The organism is Lacisediminihabitans sp. FW035 (assembly GCF_054880895.1).
In genome coordinates, this window is record NZ_CM142187.1 from 849757 (window position 1) to 867519 (window position 17763).

The 17763-nt window shown below is 57.3% G+C and carries 17 protein-coding genes; 4 read left to right on the forward strand and 13 right to left on the reverse strand.

Going from position 1 to position 17763, the window contains the following annotated elements; translation table 11 throughout:
* Positions 1–206 precede the first annotated feature (206 nt).
* A complete protein-coding gene (locus ACVXZ4_RS04140; protein WP_461796969.1) occupies positions 207–854 on the reverse strand; it encodes a hypothetical protein in 648 nt (215 codons plus the stop codon).
* 299 nt (positions 855–1153) lie between these two features.
* Here ACVXZ4_RS04140 and ACVXZ4_RS04145 point away from each other — a divergent pair, with 299 nt between their 5' ends.
* Complete coding sequence (locus ACVXZ4_RS04145; protein WP_461796970.1) at positions 1154–1885, forward strand: hypothetical protein; 732 nt, start codon at positions 1154–1156, stop codon at positions 1883–1885.
* A gap of 55 nt (positions 1886–1940) precedes the next feature.
* Here ACVXZ4_RS04145 and ACVXZ4_RS04150 read toward each other — a convergent pair whose 3' ends face one another.
* Both ACVXZ4_RS04150 and ACVXZ4_RS04155 read right to left on the reverse strand, forming a co-directional pair.
* Positions 1941–2324 (reverse strand): hypothetical protein, encoded by a 384-nt coding sequence (locus ACVXZ4_RS04150; protein WP_461796971.1) that lies wholly within the window; start codon positions 2322–2324, stop codon positions 1941–1943.
* A gap of 53 nt (positions 2325–2377) precedes the next feature.
* A complete protein-coding gene (locus tag ACVXZ4_RS04155; RefSeq protein WP_461796972.1) occupies positions 2378–2887 on the reverse strand; it encodes a hypothetical protein in 510 nt (169 codons plus the stop codon).
* 116 nt (positions 2888–3003) lie between these two features.
* On the opposite strand from ACVXZ4_RS04155, the gene ACVXZ4_RS04160 reads away from it, so the two are divergent.
* Both ACVXZ4_RS04160 and ACVXZ4_RS04165 read left to right on the forward strand, forming a co-directional pair.
* Entirely contained in the window at positions 3004–3735 is a 732-nt protein-coding gene (locus ACVXZ4_RS04160) for an HNH endonuclease (RefSeq protein ID WP_461796973.1), read from the forward strand.
* Positions 3736–3820: 85 nt separating this feature from the next.
* Positions 3821–4156: a hypothetical protein gene (locus ACVXZ4_RS04165; RefSeq protein WP_461796974.1), complete on the forward strand. Its 336-nt coding sequence runs from the start codon at positions 3821–3823 to the stop codon at positions 4154–4156.
* A 297-nt stretch (positions 4157–4453) separates the two neighbouring features.
* On the opposite strand, the gene ACVXZ4_RS04170 is transcribed toward ACVXZ4_RS04165, so the two are convergent.
* From ACVXZ4_RS04170 to ACVXZ4_RS04195, 6 genes are all read right to left on the reverse strand, one after another.
* Positions 4454–4681, reverse strand: coding sequence for a hypothetical protein (locus ACVXZ4_RS04170; RefSeq protein WP_461796975.1), 228 nt, complete (start codon positions 4679–4681; stop codon positions 4454–4456).
* On the reverse strand, positions 4678–4938 hold the full coding sequence (locus tag ACVXZ4_RS04175) for a hypothetical protein (RefSeq protein ID WP_461796976.1): 261 nt from the start codon (positions 4936–4938) through the stop codon (positions 4678–4680). The genes ACVXZ4_RS04170 and ACVXZ4_RS04175 overlap by 4 nt, the downstream gene beginning before the upstream one ends.
* 156 nt (positions 4939–5094) lie before the next feature.
* A complete protein-coding gene (locus ACVXZ4_RS04180) occupies positions 5095–5379 on the reverse strand; it encodes a hypothetical protein (protein ID WP_461796977.1) in 285 nt (94 codons plus the stop codon).
* A 12-nt stretch (positions 5380–5391) separates the two neighbouring features.
* Entirely contained in the window at positions 5392–6057 is a 666-nt protein-coding gene (locus ACVXZ4_RS04185; protein ID WP_461796978.1) for a hypothetical protein, read from the reverse strand.
* A gap of 203 nt (positions 6058–6260) precedes the next feature.
* Positions 6261–6743: a hypothetical protein gene (locus ACVXZ4_RS04190; protein ID WP_461796979.1), complete on the reverse strand. Its 483-nt coding sequence runs from the start codon at positions 6741–6743 to the stop codon at positions 6261–6263.
* 264 nt (positions 6744–7007) lie between these two features.
* A complete protein-coding gene (locus ACVXZ4_RS04195; protein WP_461796980.1) occupies positions 7008–8486 on the reverse strand; it encodes a hypothetical protein in 1479 nt (492 codons plus the stop codon).
* 876 nt (positions 8487–9362) lie between these two features.
* Here ACVXZ4_RS04195 and ACVXZ4_RS04200 point away from each other — a divergent pair.
* Positions 9363–10493: a hypothetical protein gene (locus ACVXZ4_RS04200; protein WP_461796981.1), complete on the forward strand. Its 1131-nt coding sequence runs from the start codon at positions 9363–9365 to the stop codon at positions 10491–10493.
* Here the strand turns inward: ACVXZ4_RS04200 and ACVXZ4_RS04205 are convergent.
* The 4 genes from ACVXZ4_RS04205 to ACVXZ4_RS04220 all read right to left on the reverse strand — a co-directional run bounded on the left by ACVXZ4_RS04205 (position 10490) and on the right by ACVXZ4_RS04220 (position 17649).
* Positions 10490–12838, reverse strand: a complete 2349-nt coding sequence (locus ACVXZ4_RS04205) for a DEAD/DEAH box helicase (RefSeq protein ID WP_461796982.1) — start codon at positions 12836–12838, stop codon at positions 10490–10492. The genes ACVXZ4_RS04200 and ACVXZ4_RS04205 overlap by 4 nt on opposite strands.
* Positions 12835–14787, reverse strand: coding sequence for a site-specific DNA-methyltransferase (locus ACVXZ4_RS04210; RefSeq protein ID WP_461796983.1), 1953 nt, complete (start codon positions 14785–14787; stop codon positions 12835–12837). Before ACVXZ4_RS04210 ends, ACVXZ4_RS04205 begins: the two co-directional genes overlap by 4 nt.
* A 168-nt stretch (positions 14788–14955) precedes the next feature.
* Entirely contained in the window at positions 14956–15723 is a 768-nt protein-coding gene (locus ACVXZ4_RS04215) for an SOS response-associated peptidase (RefSeq protein WP_461796984.1), read from the reverse strand.
* 312 nt (positions 15724–16035) lie between these two features.
* Positions 16036–17649: a hypothetical protein gene (locus tag ACVXZ4_RS04220; RefSeq protein WP_461796985.1), complete on the reverse strand. Its 1614-nt coding sequence runs from the start codon at positions 17647–17649 to the stop codon at positions 16036–16038.
* Positions 17650–17763 lie beyond the last annotated feature (114 nt).

Below are 17763 nucleotides of genomic sequence, written 5' to 3' on the forward strand. Positions count from 1 at the left end.
TCGCTCACATGGAGATAACTGTCGGATCTGATTCCCGTCGGGTTGGCGAGGCTCGTTTATCGATGGCGGCGCATCGAGGTAGCTGCTGTTGGTGCTCTTGGCGATACCGAACGGCAGGGAAAGCTCGCTGGAGATGGGGTATCGGGTAGTGCGCGCTGCGCGGGGGGCGAGTGGGGACCACCACCACGGATAGTGGTCAGCTTTGACTAGCGTGTTGCCTCGTCCCCGTCGATGTCCCCGCCCCCGTCGTCGTCCTTCATCTTTCCGCTAACGAACGAGTTGATTACTCTGTCGCTTTCCTCCTTCATTCGTCTTGTCAGGAGAGATCGAACCGCCGCTGAAATGGCAGTAACCAATGCTCCCAAAACGGCGGCAACCGACGCGAGGGTAGTAGTTGGGTCGACTTGTCCGAAATTCAGACCCCACTTGGGGAAAAGGACGAAGACCACAACAACGCTGGCGGCACCGGCGATAACTAAGCCCACAATCCCGACAATGAGCAACCATTTGGTGCCTCTTTTTCGCCTATCGCGAGATTTTCTTTGATCCGCTGGCGGCTCTGGACTTCCGTGTGTGACGCGGTTATTCAACGCGGCAAGCGTGTTCTCGATGTTGCGAGCAAAGATTGCTTTTTGCGGTGACTCAGGCAAGTCGTTGAAAATTTCGAGATCTGACTTCAACTTCGCCGCAAGCCTTGCGTACGGACTCAGGAAGCGAAAGAGCGCAGTAATTCCAGCGGTCACAATCGGAACGGACAAGAACGCGATAATCAGCGTCGGAACCAGAATGATTAGTGACGTGCTCCAGTCGAAACTGCCCGTGTCTTTGGCGGGAAGGAGCGCCGTGAAATCCATGCCTGAACACTAGTGGTAAGCGGCACGAGGCAACTCGCGGGTGCTCGAAACGTTCCGAGCGATGTCTCCAGTCTGCTGATCCCAGACACTGCGCTGGGCATACACATCCGGTAGTTCGTGAAAGAAAACCGTCGTCACCTTCGACGTGCTCCGCGAATGACAGTCAGGCACCGGCAGGGTAGCTAGACAAAATCGCAACCACACCTTCGGGTGGCACAGCTCTGCCCAAATCACCCCTGCCCGAGGTCCGCGAGGTGCGGGCGCTGTGAACCGAAGCGCACAACCGGCATGATGGCTCTATGGCGACGCTAGCGAGCACGACCGGTATCTCGATGGTTGCATTCCGATTTGCGGCGGAGACTGAACCTCGACTGCCAGCGGAAATCGTGGTTGGGCGAGTTCACGCAATACTCGACCTTCTTGTGCTTGGCTGCGCGGCACTCGACACACTCGATGACTCGGACATTACCGGCAGGCGACCCGACTATCTCCACTGGGGAGGGGTCGGGTCGCACCGGGCGCGCACGATTCGAGAGGGTATTCGTGTTCAGTCGATTTCGTACTCCAACCCACTGGAGCAAGTGCTCCTTGCACTTCTTTCCAAGCCTCGTGCGAGCGGAGTTGCTGGGTTCCTGCAATTCTTTTTGACTATCGGGCAGGAACGAGCCGAACGCCGAGAGCGAATCCAGCAAAGTCAGATAAAGACCGCGCTGCAAGACGCGACGTTGGAGTTCGCAGTTGACAAAGCGACAGCGAAGGCGGTCTTTCAAGAACTAGAGATGGAGGCAAAGCACGCTCAGAATCGCCGTGACGAGGTGCTGTTCGCGTTGGAAATTATTGCAGCTCAACGCAGAGTGGCAGAGGTGAACCCCACCGTGAAGGTCTGGGAACTGCGTGACGCTTTGAACTACATAAAGGGTGAACCTGCGCTCATAGAGGGAGCGCGGGATCTCCAAACTCTTGAACTCTCAATTGAGATCATTGAACCGGGTATCGATGGGCAAGCGCGAACCAATGGAAGGCGCGGCTAGCTCCCTCAATCTCTGCCTTCTCGCTTCAACGCTTGCTGCGGGGCGGGCAGCTCGTCTATCGGGCGGTGATGCGCTCTCGCGCAAGGATGCCCCTGACTGCCTCAATGTCCCGGTCCCAGTCGCGCACGATTTTCCCGCGCTTCAGCTCAAACACTCTCGCCGGAATCACGAGAAGTCTCAACCCATTCCTCGGAAGCAAATCCACTCGACGCTGGTCGTAGATGCGGCGTTGAATGCCTCGCGTAACGCCGGACACGGTATCCCGTGCATCGAACTTCTTCACCGGTTCCGAGTGCTGCCTCTCGGCGTACTCCACGACCAGCGCGAGGCTCTCCCAGTAACCGTCCACCGGCAGGTACGAATAGCTCTGCTTCTTCTCGGAGAAATCACCACGAAGCCATTCGAAACGATGCTGGCGAGAGGCGGGGATGCCGAGCACTTTGTCACAGAGGTGTAGAACGTAATACTCGTCGGACTCGGAACGGGGTGCCATTAGCTCGGTGCCTCTCCACGCCGGAGGGCTTCCATGCGAATTGCAGCAGCCGCGTTCTCTCGCTCCGCCGCATCGTGATGGTTCTTAATGCGTGCCGACCGTTCGAGGAGGTAGGAGGTGCTGAACGTGACCAGTGCAATCACTGAGCCGATGACGACTCCTAAAACGGACGTGACCCACGGTGTTTTGGTCGTGTCGACGAACGGGACGGCGATGAATACAGCCGCGACGCACACGAGCCAAAGAATCGTAGAGACACGACGACTGATCTGTCGCCGACGCGCGTTGTCCGGGTTGAGCCAAACGTTGAGAGCCTCGACAGCCACAGTGACGTGCTGCTTAAACGTCTCCTTTTCTGGCGATTCCGGCATCAACGCATAAACAGTTCCGAGTCGCTCCACCCGCAGAGTCAGTCGCCCCTCTTTGGTAGCGCGACGACTGAGCCACGCTGCGAGAGGGATGCCGATGATCGCGATTGCTCCAAAGACGGCTGCGAGGATTTCTGACATGGCGACACCTTATTGCTCGCGGCAGACACCACCCCTGCACTAGGGCTTGTCGTCGTCACCAGTAGCCGCGAGCATTGGCACATGAGTTGCTCTCGCGTGAAGGTCGGTGCGCGCCAGTGAGTGAGAGAAACCGGCAAGAGCTTCAGCGAAAGTTCCCAGACCAGCCCGAGACCGACCCGGAGTGGATAGCGCCGCGTGAGCCGCTCCCTCTCACTGATGAGCAGCGGGCGCGGCTGAAGAAAGCCGTTCGCTCAGGTGCCTTATCTCGACGTGTCGAATACATGCGACCTGACCCGACTGATGTGGCTGCGTATGCGGTGTGGGCGGCATCGCTCCCGCCGACCAGCTCGGCTCGAAAAGCGAAGGAACTCGCTCGCTGGTTCGGCGAGATCTGCCAGTTATGTATGAAACCGATCGACATGAACTTGACGGGAATTCATCCGGGTCGATGGAACGTGGACCACGTCACTCCTATCTCGCTAGGCGGCGAGGAGGTTTGGGGCAATTTCCAGCTCGCGCACCGTGGCTGCAACATCGAGAAGAGCAATCTCGCTTTACCCGAGCCGCCGCCCTGGTTGTATGCGCGATTCTGCCGTGCAGCCATCGTCCGGTTCGAAGAGTACGGGTTGCCAGAGCGAAACCCGTTGGAGCGAGCGCGTTACGAGGCGGCATACGCGCTCAAAAATCTCGGCATAGTGACGACGAACTTCGAGGTAACCCGTGACATGGGTTGGGACGTTTCTGGATTTCCCCTCGCGGAGCAGAAAGAGCGTGTCGAGAAAGCCATCGCCAACGTCGTCCGGCTCCAAGACCGAGCCATAGCAAAGCATGATGCGGCAGTGCGCTGAGCGTCGAGTCTCGCCGTGCCCCAAACACGGGATTGCGAGAAGTGCACCCCGCCGCCATGCTGGGTCCACAACCCGAAAGGCGCTCATGGCATCGGACGCCGAGCACGGCGATCACAAAGACCCCACATTGGTTGCCACGGCGCTCCCGATTTGGCTGGCGGCGATACCAGTGGTCTGGATCTTCGTTGCTCATTTCGGCTACCTCACGGATTCGCTGATCGCGTTTGCTGTGTGGGGAATCGTGTGCTTTTGGCTGTGCTCGACTTTTGATTGCCGCAACGCGACGCGCATGAGCGGTTTGGACGGCGCAAAGGGTCTGGCGCTTATCGTGCTCCCATGGGGTGCGCTGCTCTGGTACGCGGTGAATGCGGATACGCTTACTCGCTCACTCGGGGATGTCTCTGGCGCGCTGGCGGCTTGACGCTACCCTCCGAATAGCCTCACCAGCTCACCCGCCCCTCTAACCGCTCCCGTAGCTCCGACAGCAAATCAACCGGCACCGCCCACATCTCGCCGCCGTCGTCACATACCCCGCCACGAGCCATCAGCATCGCCCGAGCGCTGCGAGCAGAATCCGGAATCACCCACGTCTCCGTCTCAATCCGCGCAGGTCTCACCGCCCCCACCCGCCCTCAATCTGCCGAAGTGCCGCAGCCACAAAGACCTCGGCTTGGCGACGTGAAACGTCCCCGAATTCGTCATCGCTCATCACTAGACCTCACCCGTGCTTCCATGCTGCGTACTGCTCCTCGGTGAAGCGGAAGCCGGAGACGATGTGGTCGTCCTCGACAGCACCAATCGCGCGGGCTCTAGCTGTCTGATCGAGTGGCACTCGGATGATGTAGCTGAGCACCGTCTCGGTCCCCGCCTTCAGCCGTGCACGCGGGATGTGATTCCCGAATCCGTGGCGGGCATTGCTCCTGAAAACTTCAGTCGCGGCGGTCATGCCGCCACACTGATTTCAACCGGGCGACCGAGTAATTCCTCGGCGTATTCGCGGACAAGATCGACATCGACAAATTTATTCGACGCGTCGGTTAGCGTGTGATGAATGCCCCAGAGATCGTGAATCTCATCCTGCGAATTGCCCCTCGCGGCTATTTCGAGAGCCTCGGCAAGGGCATCCGCGTCGGTGTAAAGCCGACCCCAATCGGCGCGCTTTGTTTTCTGGGGGTCTAGTTGGATCTTGATGGAATTGAGCATTTGATTCTCCTTGGGTTCTGTGGGGGCGGGATTGCCTCGCTTTCTGGTGCCGTTGTGGGGGTTGAAAAGTGGTGGTTCAGTGATTCGTGGACGGCGGCGATTCGAACGCCTATGACTCCCCGTTGGAGTTCCGCCCTGCTCCTGCTGAACCGCGAATTAATTCGCCAATTCGTAAAGCACAGCCCATGAGTCCTCGTGATCCGAGTCATCCATGTCGAACATTTCGTCGATGTGGTCCTGAGCTGCTCCGTAAATGTCGCTAGCAGTCGTGACATAGCCCGCTCGATTTTCCACGAAATTATGCATTTCAGCCAGAGTGGATTTAGCTGCGAACGCTAGAGGAGTCGTACCTTTCGATGTCAATTCGAGGTAATCGAAAAGTTCCCTGAATTCGCGTGCGGTGTTTTCGGCGGATTCGATGTGCTCTTGCAATGTCATCATTTTGTTCTTCTTTCAGTAGCCGGTCGATGCCGGGGTCGTGCTGGGAATGGTGCGGGGTTTAATTGGGGGTCGTCTCGTCGCTCGGATGTTGCGTTCTAATCGCTGGCTCTCGCGGCGATTTTCGAAGTCGCTTTTTGCGCTCCGAATCTCGTCCTTATCTCTTTTGAGCGCATCGACGTAGAACTTTTTCTCCTCTACGGTCTGCTCGGTAAATCCAAGCTCCGCTGCTGAATACTCGTTATGTGAGAGTGCGGAGAGGCGCTTGATGAAATCGTTGATGACCGTCTTGTGGCGCGAATCATGCGAGAGGGAAACGGCAGTCCGTAGCTCCTCAAAAAGTGTTTTGAACGATGCGTAACTCTTGGAGAATCGCGTCCTACGCTTCTTCCCCTCCTGAGCCTCGTCCCATTCGATTTTTGCGCGAGCAATAGCGCCGGGGAGTTTCGCGAGGACATCGTCGACGATTTCGGCTACGCCAAAATCGAATGAGTGCTGGAATTGGAATTCGCCGATTACCCTCTCAGCGACTTCCCATTTGGCGTCGTTGTAGCGCACCTGGTCGCGGTAGTCGCGAGTTTTGTAATCGGCGACCATCATTTCGCCACGCTCAGGGACGCGGACACCGAGGGCTGGGCGATTATTTTTGTATCCGGTCGAGGCGCTGTCTTCGTGTGCCATTTCAATTCTCCTTGAGAGTGTACTTCCACAATCTGCTGTGTGACATTTTGTAGAATCTCTATAAATACAATTATCACAGACCGATTAGCGTATTTTAGATTTATCGATCAATTTCTGTAAAATAACTCAAAATCTGTTTTGTAAATACAAAAGGCGAGCATCTCTGCCCGCCTCCAGTCCCGCACCGCACACACCAGCCCGAGCTACCCGCCAATCTCCCCCGCCAGCTCGACGCGATGGAATGCCCTCTCTTCACCCCAGCCGCATTGATCGCACCCCGAGCACACAGTCGTATCCAAATCCCGATCATCCAGCCACAGCGACATCCACTGCGCCGCTGCCTGTTCCCTCAGTGCCCGAATTCTGTATGCCCCCGCTACCGAGCCGATGCCGGGATGGAGGTAGCCGAAGGAGATGAGGGTCCCCTCAACCGCTTCCTGCTGAGTCTCGTATGCGTGCTGGTCGGAGGCGTAGAGGATGTCCCAGACATCGGTGCCCGCCACAGCTCGCCCACCAAATGGCAGTACTAGCCAATAGCAGGAGATTGGCTCTCGGGTAACAGTGAAGCTCGCCCATGTTTCCCCATGCCTCACCCGCAGGAGACGAGTCTCGAACGGCTGGGCGAACAGGGTTGATTCCATCAGTGAGTACGAGCCGGGAGTGTTCGCCTGTGCGAATTTATTCACCTGAGCGCCGAATCCATCAGCTCCGGCGACCTTGAGGATGAATACCGGTAGCCGAGGGACAGTCTTCTTCGGGATTGTCGTCGATGCTGATTCCGCCTCGCTGATGGTGTGCCCCTAACTGCCGTTTTCGAACCGTCTCGATTCGAGCGCGTAGCAGCATGACATCGACATCCGACAATTCCGCGGCTTGGATGGCTATTTCTGCGGGGGACAGGTGCTCTAGCTGGAGGGCGATACAGAGGTATTCGAGGCTCGGGATGTACATCAAACTACGACCTCGACGGCGCGTTCGAGGATAGGGAAAACGTAATGCGCAGCCTGCTGTGCCACCTCGCGGTCATACGACCTCAGCTCCAACCGGCGCGCGAGTCGTTTCCTCGTCATGGTCGCGAGATCTGTACTCATTGATGGGAGTGCCTCGGCGACAACCTCCTGTGCGCGCACGAGCCAGTCATTCTGATCATCCTCGCTGTCTGTCCCGAGGGGGAGGCGACCGGTCACCGTGACGAGGCTATTGAGGGTCTGCTCGGCAGCGTCTTTCATGCCGCTCCACTCGCGGTTCGCGGCTGTTCGATCCGCTTTCCCTGCCTCCCACGCAGCGAGCCGTGCCTCGCGCCGTGCCCAACCGTCCCATGTACCGAGGGGGGAGAGCATCTCGGCGAGCCGCTGACCCTCATTGAGCCGTTGAATAACCTTCTCGCCGAACACCCCGAGCCTCGCGCTGGTTACGTTCTTCGATGCCTTGATACCCAGCGAGCTGCGCAGCATCGATTGCCAGAGCGCCGCATTGAGTGTCCCTTCCGTTCGAGGCACCGAAGCGCTCCATGCGATTGCATCCGCGCCAATGATTAGGTCTGCCGCGACCCCGCCAACCACCTCCCGATTCAGCCCTCTCATGACCCCTCTCGGAGTAGTCGCGTTGGATGCCGCGATAGCTCTCTGCATCCGCGCGCGAGCTTTCCGAGCCTCCTGTCGCTCATCGATTTCACCGTGCTCTTCAGACTCAACCGGATGCCGCGCGCTCCTCTCGGCTCGCTCGGTTTCGAGGATGCTAATTACGTCGGTTGGGGTGCCGGTGATGGCTTCGACGAGAGAGTTGATGGCTCTCTCATAGTGCAGCACCGCGCACCTGAATGCAGGCTCCGTCAGTGACCGGATGCTACGTCTGGGACTACCGGCGTGGGTGCCTCTGACGGTGAAGATTCCGGAGTCGGTTGCCCATCGCAAAGCCAACCCCACATCATCTCTTTTCGTGAGCATCTGCGCTGCGATCCGTTCGGCGGGAGAGATGGCGGTATCCATCCTCAGCTCCCAAATGGATCGCATTATTTCGACCCCGACGACGGCGGTAACCATACGTGCTCGTGCGTCACTTATCCGCGCCTGCCCGCCAAGCCCAACAGCTTTCGCTTCCCCAGCTTCAGCTACACCCACTATCAGCGCCGCCGCTTTCCTCACCAACATCCCCGTCCGACCAACCTCGCTTTTCAACAACTCCCGATACTCAAACACCGCTGCAACAGCGCTATCCCATGCAACATCGTCGCCAACAAATTCGCGCAGTTTCCTGTCCGTACCCCACGTGCTCAACACCGACCGCACGGCATCTACCGAATGCTCATCAATGATGTTCTCGTTCGCCAACACTTTGCGGATTCGTACAGCAGCTTCCTCACCCGCACTCTTTGCGAGGCTCGATTTCAATTTGGCGAATGCTGCGTCGCTGAGACCGTTGCCGTTCATAGCGTCCTGATTCCGTGGGCGAAGCTAGCTCTGGATTTCAAGGCGCGAGCGACGAAGGAGCGTTGTCGCCGCTGAAATCCAGAGCGACGCTGTGAACAGGGGAGCAACAAACAGCTACAAACGGCGCTCAAACGGCTCTCAGAGGCGCTGACGCTTTCGCTGCGAATTGCGTAATCGTTCCCGCAATTAGACGTGCTGATGATGGTCTGCTGCTGTCCGACTCCCGCTACATGGTGCTGTCGGTTCGAGACAGTTCGGTGACTGAGCGCATTCTCGTAGTGAGCTGACTGCGGCAGGTGTTGATAGTCGCTGTTGGGTGTTGGAACAGGTGAGGCTGCTGCGGTTTCTCTGTTGGCATCACGTTGTGGCAGACGGGGTGCTGCTGGTGAGAGAAGACGGTGTTGTTGGGATACGGGAGGTGTTGATGGAGGAGATTGTTCGTGAGACGCGGGGGAGTTGGAAGAGGTTGGAGTGCGGGGAGCGCTGAAGGAGTAGGGGGTTGCTGGAGCAACGGGGTGAATACCGGATGCTGATTGGGCTTCTACTCTTAACACTTTCTTCTCCTTTTCTTTTACTCCTCTGACTCCTTTTGATTCATCGAGTGGTTGGTTGAAACTGCAAATGTGTGAGTTTACTATTACTATTACTAGTATTTTACAGGAACGATAATTGTGGAGGACAGAAACCGGAAAATGTAATTTTGTAAATGGTAGAATCGAGCTACAAACCTTTCCGGTCTGTAGTCACGAAAAGCCCCGCTCATTCACCTCTGTCTGAGCGGGGCTTTTTGCGTGACGCCGCCCAACTCAGTTCGCCAAGATGCACCCGATCAGTAAGCTTTGGTCACCCGTCTGACCTATCAGGAGCAATGCCGCGATGTCACGTTATGGAGATCTCTCGATTGGTAATCCGGGTATCAGCATCGCCGGATGGCGCGAGGGCTACTCGTCTCACACCGCTGCGCTCTTTCAAGATTCAGAGGGTGACGGAGAGTTGTGGCAGACGACTGCCGGGACCATGCGGGATCGCTTGGAGCTACTCGGCTACAGAACCGACGTGGCTACGAATACCGTCGAAGATGGATGGGCAGCGCGGACTGGTCGCCATGACGATACCGATCCGATTCTGCCGGAGGAGCTGGTCGACGACTACGTCAAGAATTACGGAACCCCTCCCACCGAGCGATGGGACTTCGCTAACGATTCGGCGCAGCGGCTTCAGGGTCAGTGGGGCTACATCTGGACCAAGGACCGGCAGTCGCTTAAATACCTTGTTGATCGTCTACCTGCCGAGATCCCGATTAACTTCGACATCAGCGAGGTAATTGGACTTCACGGCATCGTCAACTCACCGACGTTCTGCGCAGACGCCCGAGAGCGCGAACTCAACGAAGCGCTCGGGAACCTCCCAACCATCGTTATTACTGAAGGCTCGACGGACGCGGAATTTCTCAGTGGCTCGTTGGAATTGCTCAGACCGGATTTGGTCGGCTTTCTCACCTTCATGGATTTCTCTCTAAAGCCCAGCGGAGGGACTGACGCAGTAGTGAAGGGTGTGCGTGCCTTCGCTGCCAGCGGTGTTGGAAATCAGGTCATCGGGTTGTTGGACAATGACTTCGCTGGGCGAGATAGCTTTGACGTTCTCAAAGCCACCAAGCTTCCTAATCGCATGAAGCCGCTGCTGCTCCCTCACCTCGCATTAGCTACGAGCTATCCTGCGAAATCGACAGCAGGCATCGTGCCTGAAGACATTAATGGCAGAGCGGTGTCCATCGAGTTATTCACCGGCAGAGATGTTCTCGCTGACGCAGGCAGTGCTCTCACCCCGATTGAGTGGGGCAGTTACAACGTGAAGCGCTCGGCTCATCAGGGCGCGATCATTCGGAAGACACAAGTTCAAAAGCGCTTTCGCGCGAAGCTCAAAGCTGCTCAGAAATCAGGCATTGCAAACGGTGCGGACTGGCAGGACATGCGAGATCTCATCGAGCACATCGTGGCGTCGATTTAGTCTTCTTCGTCGGCTTCGATCTCTACCGGGATGAAGCTCGTCACGAGAGAAGGAAGGTCGTCGAACGGCAGAGTCCTGAGTGCTTGTCCGCTGCCCAGTCCCCAAATCGAGTACCCGTCTTTGCTGTCAGGTGTGCCGTCGGTCTTCCATGTCCCTGAGGTGACGAACTTGACCTCGACCCGAGTGGATACTTTCGGGTGTGGCGCAATGGAAAGCAGCTTGCGGCGAGAGTCAGTCTCGACGAGTTGCTCGCCCTTGGTGTCGATGCAGATGACCTTGTCGTCGACCCAGACGAGGAAGTCGGGAAAGAACCATACGGTTTGACCCAGCGAGATTAGGGGGATCTTGTAGCCGGTCTGCGAGCGATTGCGGCTCCAGAGAAGTCCAGTGTCATCAAGCGCCCGCGCAAACTTCTTTTCGAAGTCGTTGAGTCCGTCGTAGCCATCGTGGAGAGCGTTTGTGTACGTCTCGACGGCGCTGGGGCGGACGAGGGTGCTTCCCACTTCATAGGGGTTCGGCTTGACCTGTTTCACAACGGCGTTACGCAGGTATTCATCTACTGCCTTGGCTGCGTCGTCCGTGGTGCTCGTGTAGGCAACACTACCGACACCGACCTTTGCGTCGAACTTGGAAGTCTCGGTATTCATGACCATCAGAGCTGGTCGGTAGCGACGAGATACTTCGCGTCGAAAAACCCATCGCGCGTTGACTTTATTCGACTGCTCGAACTCAACCCACTCGGAGTCCACGGTCTCTTTCTCGCCGATGGTCTGTTGAACGGTTCGACGACGACCAACACCTTTCGTGTTCACCGTGTCACTCGTGTAGTCGTGCATCCCATTGATCACAGTCTCGACCGCTGCCTTGGCGGGAAGGTTGTCGATGGCGGTCTTCGGGACTGACCTCTGCTCTTTCGCCGGAAGGCTCACGGGGCGCTCTCCACCCGGAGCAGTAGTAAGAATACGGATCTCGGGGGCATCACCACCCAGACCTTTTCGTACATCTTCGACGACATCAGCGAACGCGTCATTGCGGTCTACTCGGACATAAAAGTGCGCCGTGTTTAGACGGTCTGCTTCGTAGTGGGTGGCTCCCGGCTGTCGGAGAACGCGACCGACGATCTGCGTTATTTGGATGGAAGAGTCCATCGACTTGTCCACATAGGCGAAATAGGTGGCGGGGTCGTCCCAGCCCTCTTGAAGGCTCTGGTTGAAAATGATGTGCCGGAAATCGCCAGCTATGAACGCGTCGTAGTCACCCTCGCCTCCATTGAAAAGATTGAAGGTCGGTGGAAGCGGAAAGTCCTTTTGCGTCTTGAGGTCGGCGTACACCGCGATGTCATCAGGCGAGATGCCGCAGGACTCTGTGAGATACCGCCAGATGACGATGGGCGGAGCTTGTCTCTCCGTGAAAACCTGCTTGGGGTCGTCAGACCTTCCGGCATCATCCGCGACCATGTTGGTATTGCAGACATAGATAGCCTTCGGAAGAAAGCTCAGCCCCTCGTTGATTGCATCCTGCTCGGCATCTTTAAGATCCGAGAGCATTTCGGAGATTGTCTCCTGCATGGGCGCGAGCAACCCGTCGAGCGAGATGATGCCCTTGACGAGACCAGATGCGACCACCACGGCGGACGGTATTGAGGTGATCAGCTCTTCGTCGGAGAATTCGCCCTGGGTACGCAGCGGCTCGATGACTTCGGTATTGAACCGGTCGGGAAACCGGAGGGTGGCGCTTGCGAGGAGGAACGCGTTCGGCTGTTGTTCGAGGAGTAGATCTGTCTGCTGGTCGCTCAAATTTTGTGCCTCGTCATACACAACGATGAGGGGTCGGCGAACTCCCTCAGCGGTCTCACGTACCTTCAGCGCTTCCCAAAGCGTTGTCTCGGTGATGTCGGTGTCCTGAGCGAAGATCTTGAGGTTGCTCTTCGCGCGGTCGCGCTGGTTGAACGTTCCGACCGTCGCAAAATAGAGGAGTGCCTCCGTTGAATTTGCGACATCCTGTGGCTTGTAATCGCTGAGTAGCCGAACGGTCGCGCCCGTGAGCAAGTGGTTGTACTTGCCCCCGTCAGTTAGGTTGGCAAAGGTTTGCTGGACAACCACCTTGCCTTTAGAGAGCCAAAGAATGACAGGCGGTACGTCTGAAAGCGCGACTATCTCGCTAACGGCTTGCGCAAGAATAGCTGTTTTGCCGGAGCCGGTAATAGAAGAGAGTGCTTGATAGAACGGGACGAGGCGGCTGTTCGCCTTCCTGCCGAAGCTCACTGGGTCGGCTGCGTAGTCCTCATACCGGTCAGCGATCTGCGACGCTGCGATTTGCTGAAACTGGAACAACTCAAGCGTCATGCTGTCGGTTCTTCCGTAAAGGACTCGGTCCGGACATCTAGCCCGAAGTCAGCAAGAATACGGTCGGGGATTTGATACCAGATGATGTCGTCTGTGACGAGCAGGTTTAGGCGGCTGTAGACATGGTAGAGCGGAGCAAGTCCTTCCGCCTCGGCTTCTTCGGCGATGTCCTCGTAGACCTCTTCCGTTAGGTCAGTGTTAGACCCTGCACCCGACCACACAAGGTAGATGCCTTCTTCGTTCGCGTTCTTAGCAACGAGGAACTTGTATGGCTCCTCGCCGCCGAGGGGGACGAGAACTGCTGAGCGCCGACTGCCGGAGTTCGTGTGCGAAGCGATAACCGTATCGATCATCTCGTCGCGCTCCATGAGAAGCAGCGTTACGGCATCCACTTTCTTTTCAAGCGTTTTAAAGGTGAAGCCACCACCGAGCGCGGGGTGCTTTTTCTTGTTTGCCCAGTCTCCGCTGATGACCCTTTTCAATCGATCAACAGTGAGCGTCTTCGCATAGGAGTCGCCGTTCTCCGGGCGACCCTGCTCAATAAGGATGAACCGACGTTCAGCGTCCTGATCGTAATTGAGCTTCAGAACCGCGTGCCCGGTTGTCCCAGACCCGGCGAACGGGTCAAGTACCGTGCCGGTCGGCGGGCACCAAATCTGGATGAGCTTAGTAATGAGGCTCATGGGCTTTACTGTTTCGAACCCATGCCCTTTTCCGACTATCGAGGTCAGCTCGTTAACCCCTGTCTGGCTATGACCGGATTCCTCGTGATCCCACGAGACAGCGCCAAGCACGTCGGGATCTTCAATTGCGTCGTCCGCCCAGTACGTCATTGGCACGCGACCCTGCTTCACGTCCTCCAGATACTTCTTCTGCTGCGGGCGACCGTTTCCATCCAAGCCGAAGACGATCTTGGACCAGTGACCTTTTTCGAGTTGTGCCTCTGCCGCCGCTTTCGCGTCGTTCAACGGGGTCTTTAGCATCACGGCTTTTACGGCGCGCACATCATCGGCGTCCACGCCAACTATGGCTGCCCGAGTCTGAGCGTCATCAACGGCGCGAAGTTCGTACTCAACGTCCCAGTCCGCGAGCCACTTCACCACGTCGGACTGAGGAGAGCGCCAGCACTTGCCCGAGGGTGGATAGTGAACCTCGCCCGTGAAGGGAGATTGGATTCCGTACACCATGCCCTGATGAGTGAAGGCTTTAGGTCCGGAAAAGTTCTCGCCCTTCCACACCCGCTCGTCACCATCAGGGTTTCTATAGCGAGCATCCATCGTGGCTGTTCGCGGCTGCAAACCGGTGCGAGCCGTTCGCTCGTCCTTCGCATAGACGAGGACGTACTCGGTCGCGGTCGAGACGTGTCGGTTATCCGACCGAGGCGAATAGCTCTTCTGCCAGTTGATGATCGCGAGGCGGTTATCGTCGCCGAATACCTCGTCGAGCATCTGTCCGAGGTGGAACAACTCCCGATGGTCGATGCAGATGGCGAGAACACCCGAGGGCTTTAGCATTAACTTCATCATCATGAGTCTCGGGAACATGAACTTCATCCACTTGGTGTGGCGCGCGAGGTCATCCTTGTCAACGAGGTCGCCCATGTCTGGATCGTTGGGGTCTTTGTCCCATTTGTCGTTGTAGCGGAAGTCGCCGCCTGTGTTGTACGGCGGGTCGGTGAGGATGAAATCGATCTGACCGCGCTCACGATAGAGAGAAGCTAAAGCCTGAAGATTGTCGCCTTCGATGATGAGGTTTCGGGATCTGCTCGCCTCGTCGCCCTCGCTCAGCGTCTTGTTTGTGCGCTGCACGCGCGGACGAACTCGTCGTCCGATTTGCTGAGCAACGACCTTGCCGGGGAAGGATAGGTTGACGCCAGCTCCGGTCTTCTCGCGGATCATCTCGATCAGTTGTTCGACGGGTAGAGATTCGAGGTCTATCTGGTCATCCATTGGCGAGTCCTTCTATTACGGGCTGTCTGACTGCGCCATTCAACGCACGACCAGCGTCGCTCCAGTGAAAGAGTAACGGACAGAATCAACGGGTTTTCGGCTGCGGTGATTCTGATTAGATCGTGAGCCGCCGACATCGGAGAGCGCGGTTGGGCGACACCCTTGCCGCTAGAACGAGATCGGTTCGAGCAGCTCAGGTCGGTCGTTCTTCGGGCTACTAACCGCTTTCGATACCGGATAGAAGTCAAGGTTGTCAGCGACTTCGCGCGACGATGCTTCGAGCACCTTCAATAGCTCGTCCGTCCCGAGATGATCGCCCAGCCAATCGTCGTACATCGCGGGGGTGAGTAGGTTGGGCATCCGGTCGTGAACCTCGCCGGGAACCGCGTGGGCATCACGCGTGATGATTGCCATAGAGAGCCGCCACTGGTCCCGGTCGCCATCGTCTTTGGTTTTGTCTTTCCACGCGCGAATGATGCCCGCCATTGCAAGGTCGGTATCGCCGGAGTGAATGAAATACGGCTGTTTGCCCGTCTCCTGCAATTTCCATTCGTAGTACCCCTTGGCGGGAACCAAACAGCGATGTGAAGTGAACGCCCCCTTGAAAAGCCCATTACTCGCGACAGTCTCGATCCGCGCATTGATGATCGGCTTCCCTCCGCCGAAGACCGGCGAGGACGGCGAGACGATGCCCCAGCGGACCAGCTCAACAGTTCGTTTGCCCTCGTGCTCCCTAACCACCGGGACCGACTGAGTTGGTGCGACGTTCCAGCTCGGCGTCCACTCCTCGGCACCCCGCCCGGTCTCGGCGATGAAGTCCACGATGAGCTGATCCGTCCTCTTATCCATCGCAAAGCGTCCGCACATGCCTCCAGTCTGCTCCCGGTCAGCGACGTTTTGCAGGCTGTCGGGGTCCGTGCTTAGAGTATCGAACATAGATTCGAATGAGGGGTGAGCGGGCTGGCACACCACTGGTCGCCGATGAGCCAGCTCCGCTTGGTGCCGTTTCTCCCGCAAGGTGAACAGCAGTGGGAGATGTTCGACCGTCACACAGTCATCGCCCTGATACGCCCGGTGGTTCTCGGTAGGCAGCGCATCAAGCTTCTTCGTGCGGTGACCTATCACCCGGACCCAACCAAGCGACGGCTGATTTGCTACACCCCGCCGATGCTAGATCTCATCGCGGAGATTGTCTGGAAGGAGTGGTGTCGCGATAATCCCGGCGCGAGTGGCTCTCGGCGACCGTGATCAAATGTCGAGGTCGGCGTACGTGGTCGTCATGTCCACCCGAATGCGCCCGTCCTTCGGATACACAGCGCGAACATCGTGCTTCATTTCGTAGAAGACGGTCGTGCAAGTCGCGACGTTGAAGATGGACACCTCACGCTGCGCCCGCCCAACGACAACGTTTGGTTTGACAAATGAACCTCCCGCCTCTTCGAACGATTCCACCGCACCGTCCTCCGGAATGATCTTCAGTCCGCGAAATGTCTGCACGAGCAGCCAATCGACATCCTCAACCATGTCTGTTGCACCGCTCTCGATGTCCCACAGGTCAGTGATCTCTCCATCGCGCGCGACTTTAAGAAGTTGTCCCGAGTAGCGCGACAAAAACACGGAGTCATCGAAGTCTGCGAATCGGGCAAAATACAGCCAATCGGTCTCGCCCCTTATTCTGCTTTTCTCGGGCAGAACCATTTCCTTACCCGCGAGCGGTGCCAGCGCATCGCTCGAGTCGTCGGGATCGTGGGTCGTCAAATAAAGCGAGCAAATCGGTTCGCCCTCTGCGGTGAATCGCCAAAAACGATCCAGTACGGTGAACAAAATCTCGCCGGTCTTAGGCGAAACGTCTACACACCGCACGATGGCGGTCGCCTTAGAACTGTCGTCGAGGGCGTCGTACACGGACAAAAATTCGGGGTTTCTCGCCAATGAAAACCCCGTTCGGTGATTGCCGAGGAAGTCGTACACGTGGACCCCAAGAATCGAGTCGAGGACCACGATTTGGCTGCGTTCAAACCCCGCGAAAGACTGTATGACTTTGTGATCGATGTCGAATGATTTCAGAGTCTCGCCGTTGTGGGATTTCACCACGACTGAGGTTTTAAAGCTCGTGTCTGCCTTCTGACGAGAGAACCCAAGCAACCAGACGCCATCGCGCATCAAGACCGTATCCATGACCCCGGAATGGCGCAGTTCAGAAGCGAGAGGGTGCTCCGTGGCGTCACCAAAGACATCCTGTCGGACTTGGATCTCATCGTCTTCCGTCCAGACCTTCCGCACGCGTTGAACCGGCTTCAGCGAACGCACGGTTGGGTTGGCAAGATCGCGACCGGCGCGCAGAGTGGGAGACACCGCGACACCGCGAATTGCCACCTGCGCACCAGCGGTGAGGATGACAGAGTTTGACCGCTTCTGGAGTGTGACTTCGCCGTTCTTCTGCATCCAATCGACGAGACGAGATAGACGAGCAGAGTCTGGCTTGGAAACTCTCGCCTTCAGCTCCGCGAGCGTCGTCTCTCCTTGCGCGAGTCGTTCACGAACGAGCGTCATTAGCTTTGCATCGGCGCGATAACGGTCAACGTCGATGTCATCCCTCCGAGTTCCGAAGTACGTCTCGACCGCATCCATGAGCGCGAAGCACTCGGAGTCGTCGAACAGCGCTGCTATCGCACCCGCCCGACTCTCCACGAAGGGTACCGATGGAGGCTCCCCGAACTCCCGCGCCATTTGCTTGAGCGCAGGAATCGTCGCCGCAAGACCTACTTTGCAGAAAACCAAGGCTCGCGCGTACTGCTTTGCTGTCATCGCTTCATTGAAGCTCTCCATCGCTTTGAAGTACGGGTCGGTCGCCTCAGCCAAGAAAGTCCCCTAACGCTCGGTCTGGTGAGGGAATCTTATTGCCGCGTTGCGGGCGTTAGGTACGGCGGCTCTAGACAGAGGTCGACGGTACGGTCATGATCCGCAATCAGGGGG

Excerpts from the sequence above, each read along its gene's own strand:
- ACVXZ4_RS04140 (WP_461796969.1), bottom strand. The coding sequence starts at position 854 with ATGGATTTCACGGCGCTCCTTCCCGCCAAAGACACGGGCAGTTTCGAC.
- ACVXZ4_RS04145 (WP_461796970.1), top strand. The coding sequence starts at position 1,154 with ATGGCGACGCTAGCGAGCACGACCGGTATCTCGATGGTTGCATTCCGA.
- ACVXZ4_RS04155 (WP_461796972.1), bottom strand. The coding sequence starts at position 2,887 with ATGTCAGAAATCCTCGCAGCCGTCTTTGGAGCAATCGCGATCATCGGC.
- ACVXZ4_RS04165 (WP_461796974.1), top strand. The coding sequence starts at position 3,821 with ATGGCATCGGACGCCGAGCACGGCGATCACAAAGACCCCACATTGGTT.
- ACVXZ4_RS04170 (WP_461796975.1), bottom strand. The coding sequence starts at position 4,681 with ATGACCGCCGCGACTGAAGTTTTCAGGAGCAATGCCCGCCACGGATTC.
- ACVXZ4_RS04175 (WP_461796976.1), bottom strand. The coding sequence starts at position 4,938 with ATGCTCAATTCCATCAAGATCCAACTAGACCCCCAGAAAACAAAGCGC.
- ACVXZ4_RS04180 (WP_461796977.1), bottom strand. The coding sequence starts at position 5,379 with ATGATGACATTGCAAGAGCACATCGAATCCGCCGAAAACACCGCACGC.
- ACVXZ4_RS04185 (WP_461796978.1), bottom strand. The coding sequence starts at position 6,057 with ATGGCACACGAAGACAGCGCCTCGACCGGATACAAAAATAATCGCCCA.
- ACVXZ4_RS04195 (WP_461796980.1), bottom strand. The coding sequence starts at position 8,486 with ATGAACGGCAACGGTCTCAGCGACGCAGCATTCGCCAAATTGAAATCG.
- ACVXZ4_RS04200 (WP_461796981.1), top strand. The coding sequence starts at position 9,363 with ATGTCACGTTATGGAGATCTCTCGATTGGTAATCCGGGTATCAGCATC.
- ACVXZ4_RS04205 (WP_461796982.1), bottom strand. The coding sequence starts at position 12,838 with ATGACGCTTGAGTTGTTCCAGTTTCAGCAAATCGCAGCGTCGCAGATC.
- ACVXZ4_RS04210 (WP_461796983.1), bottom strand. The coding sequence starts at position 14,787 with ATGGATGACCAGATAGACCTCGAATCTCTACCCGTCGAACAACTGATC.
- ACVXZ4_RS04215 (WP_461796984.1), bottom strand. The coding sequence starts at position 15,723 with ATGTTCGATACTCTAAGCACGGACCCCGACAGCCTGCAAAACGTCGCT.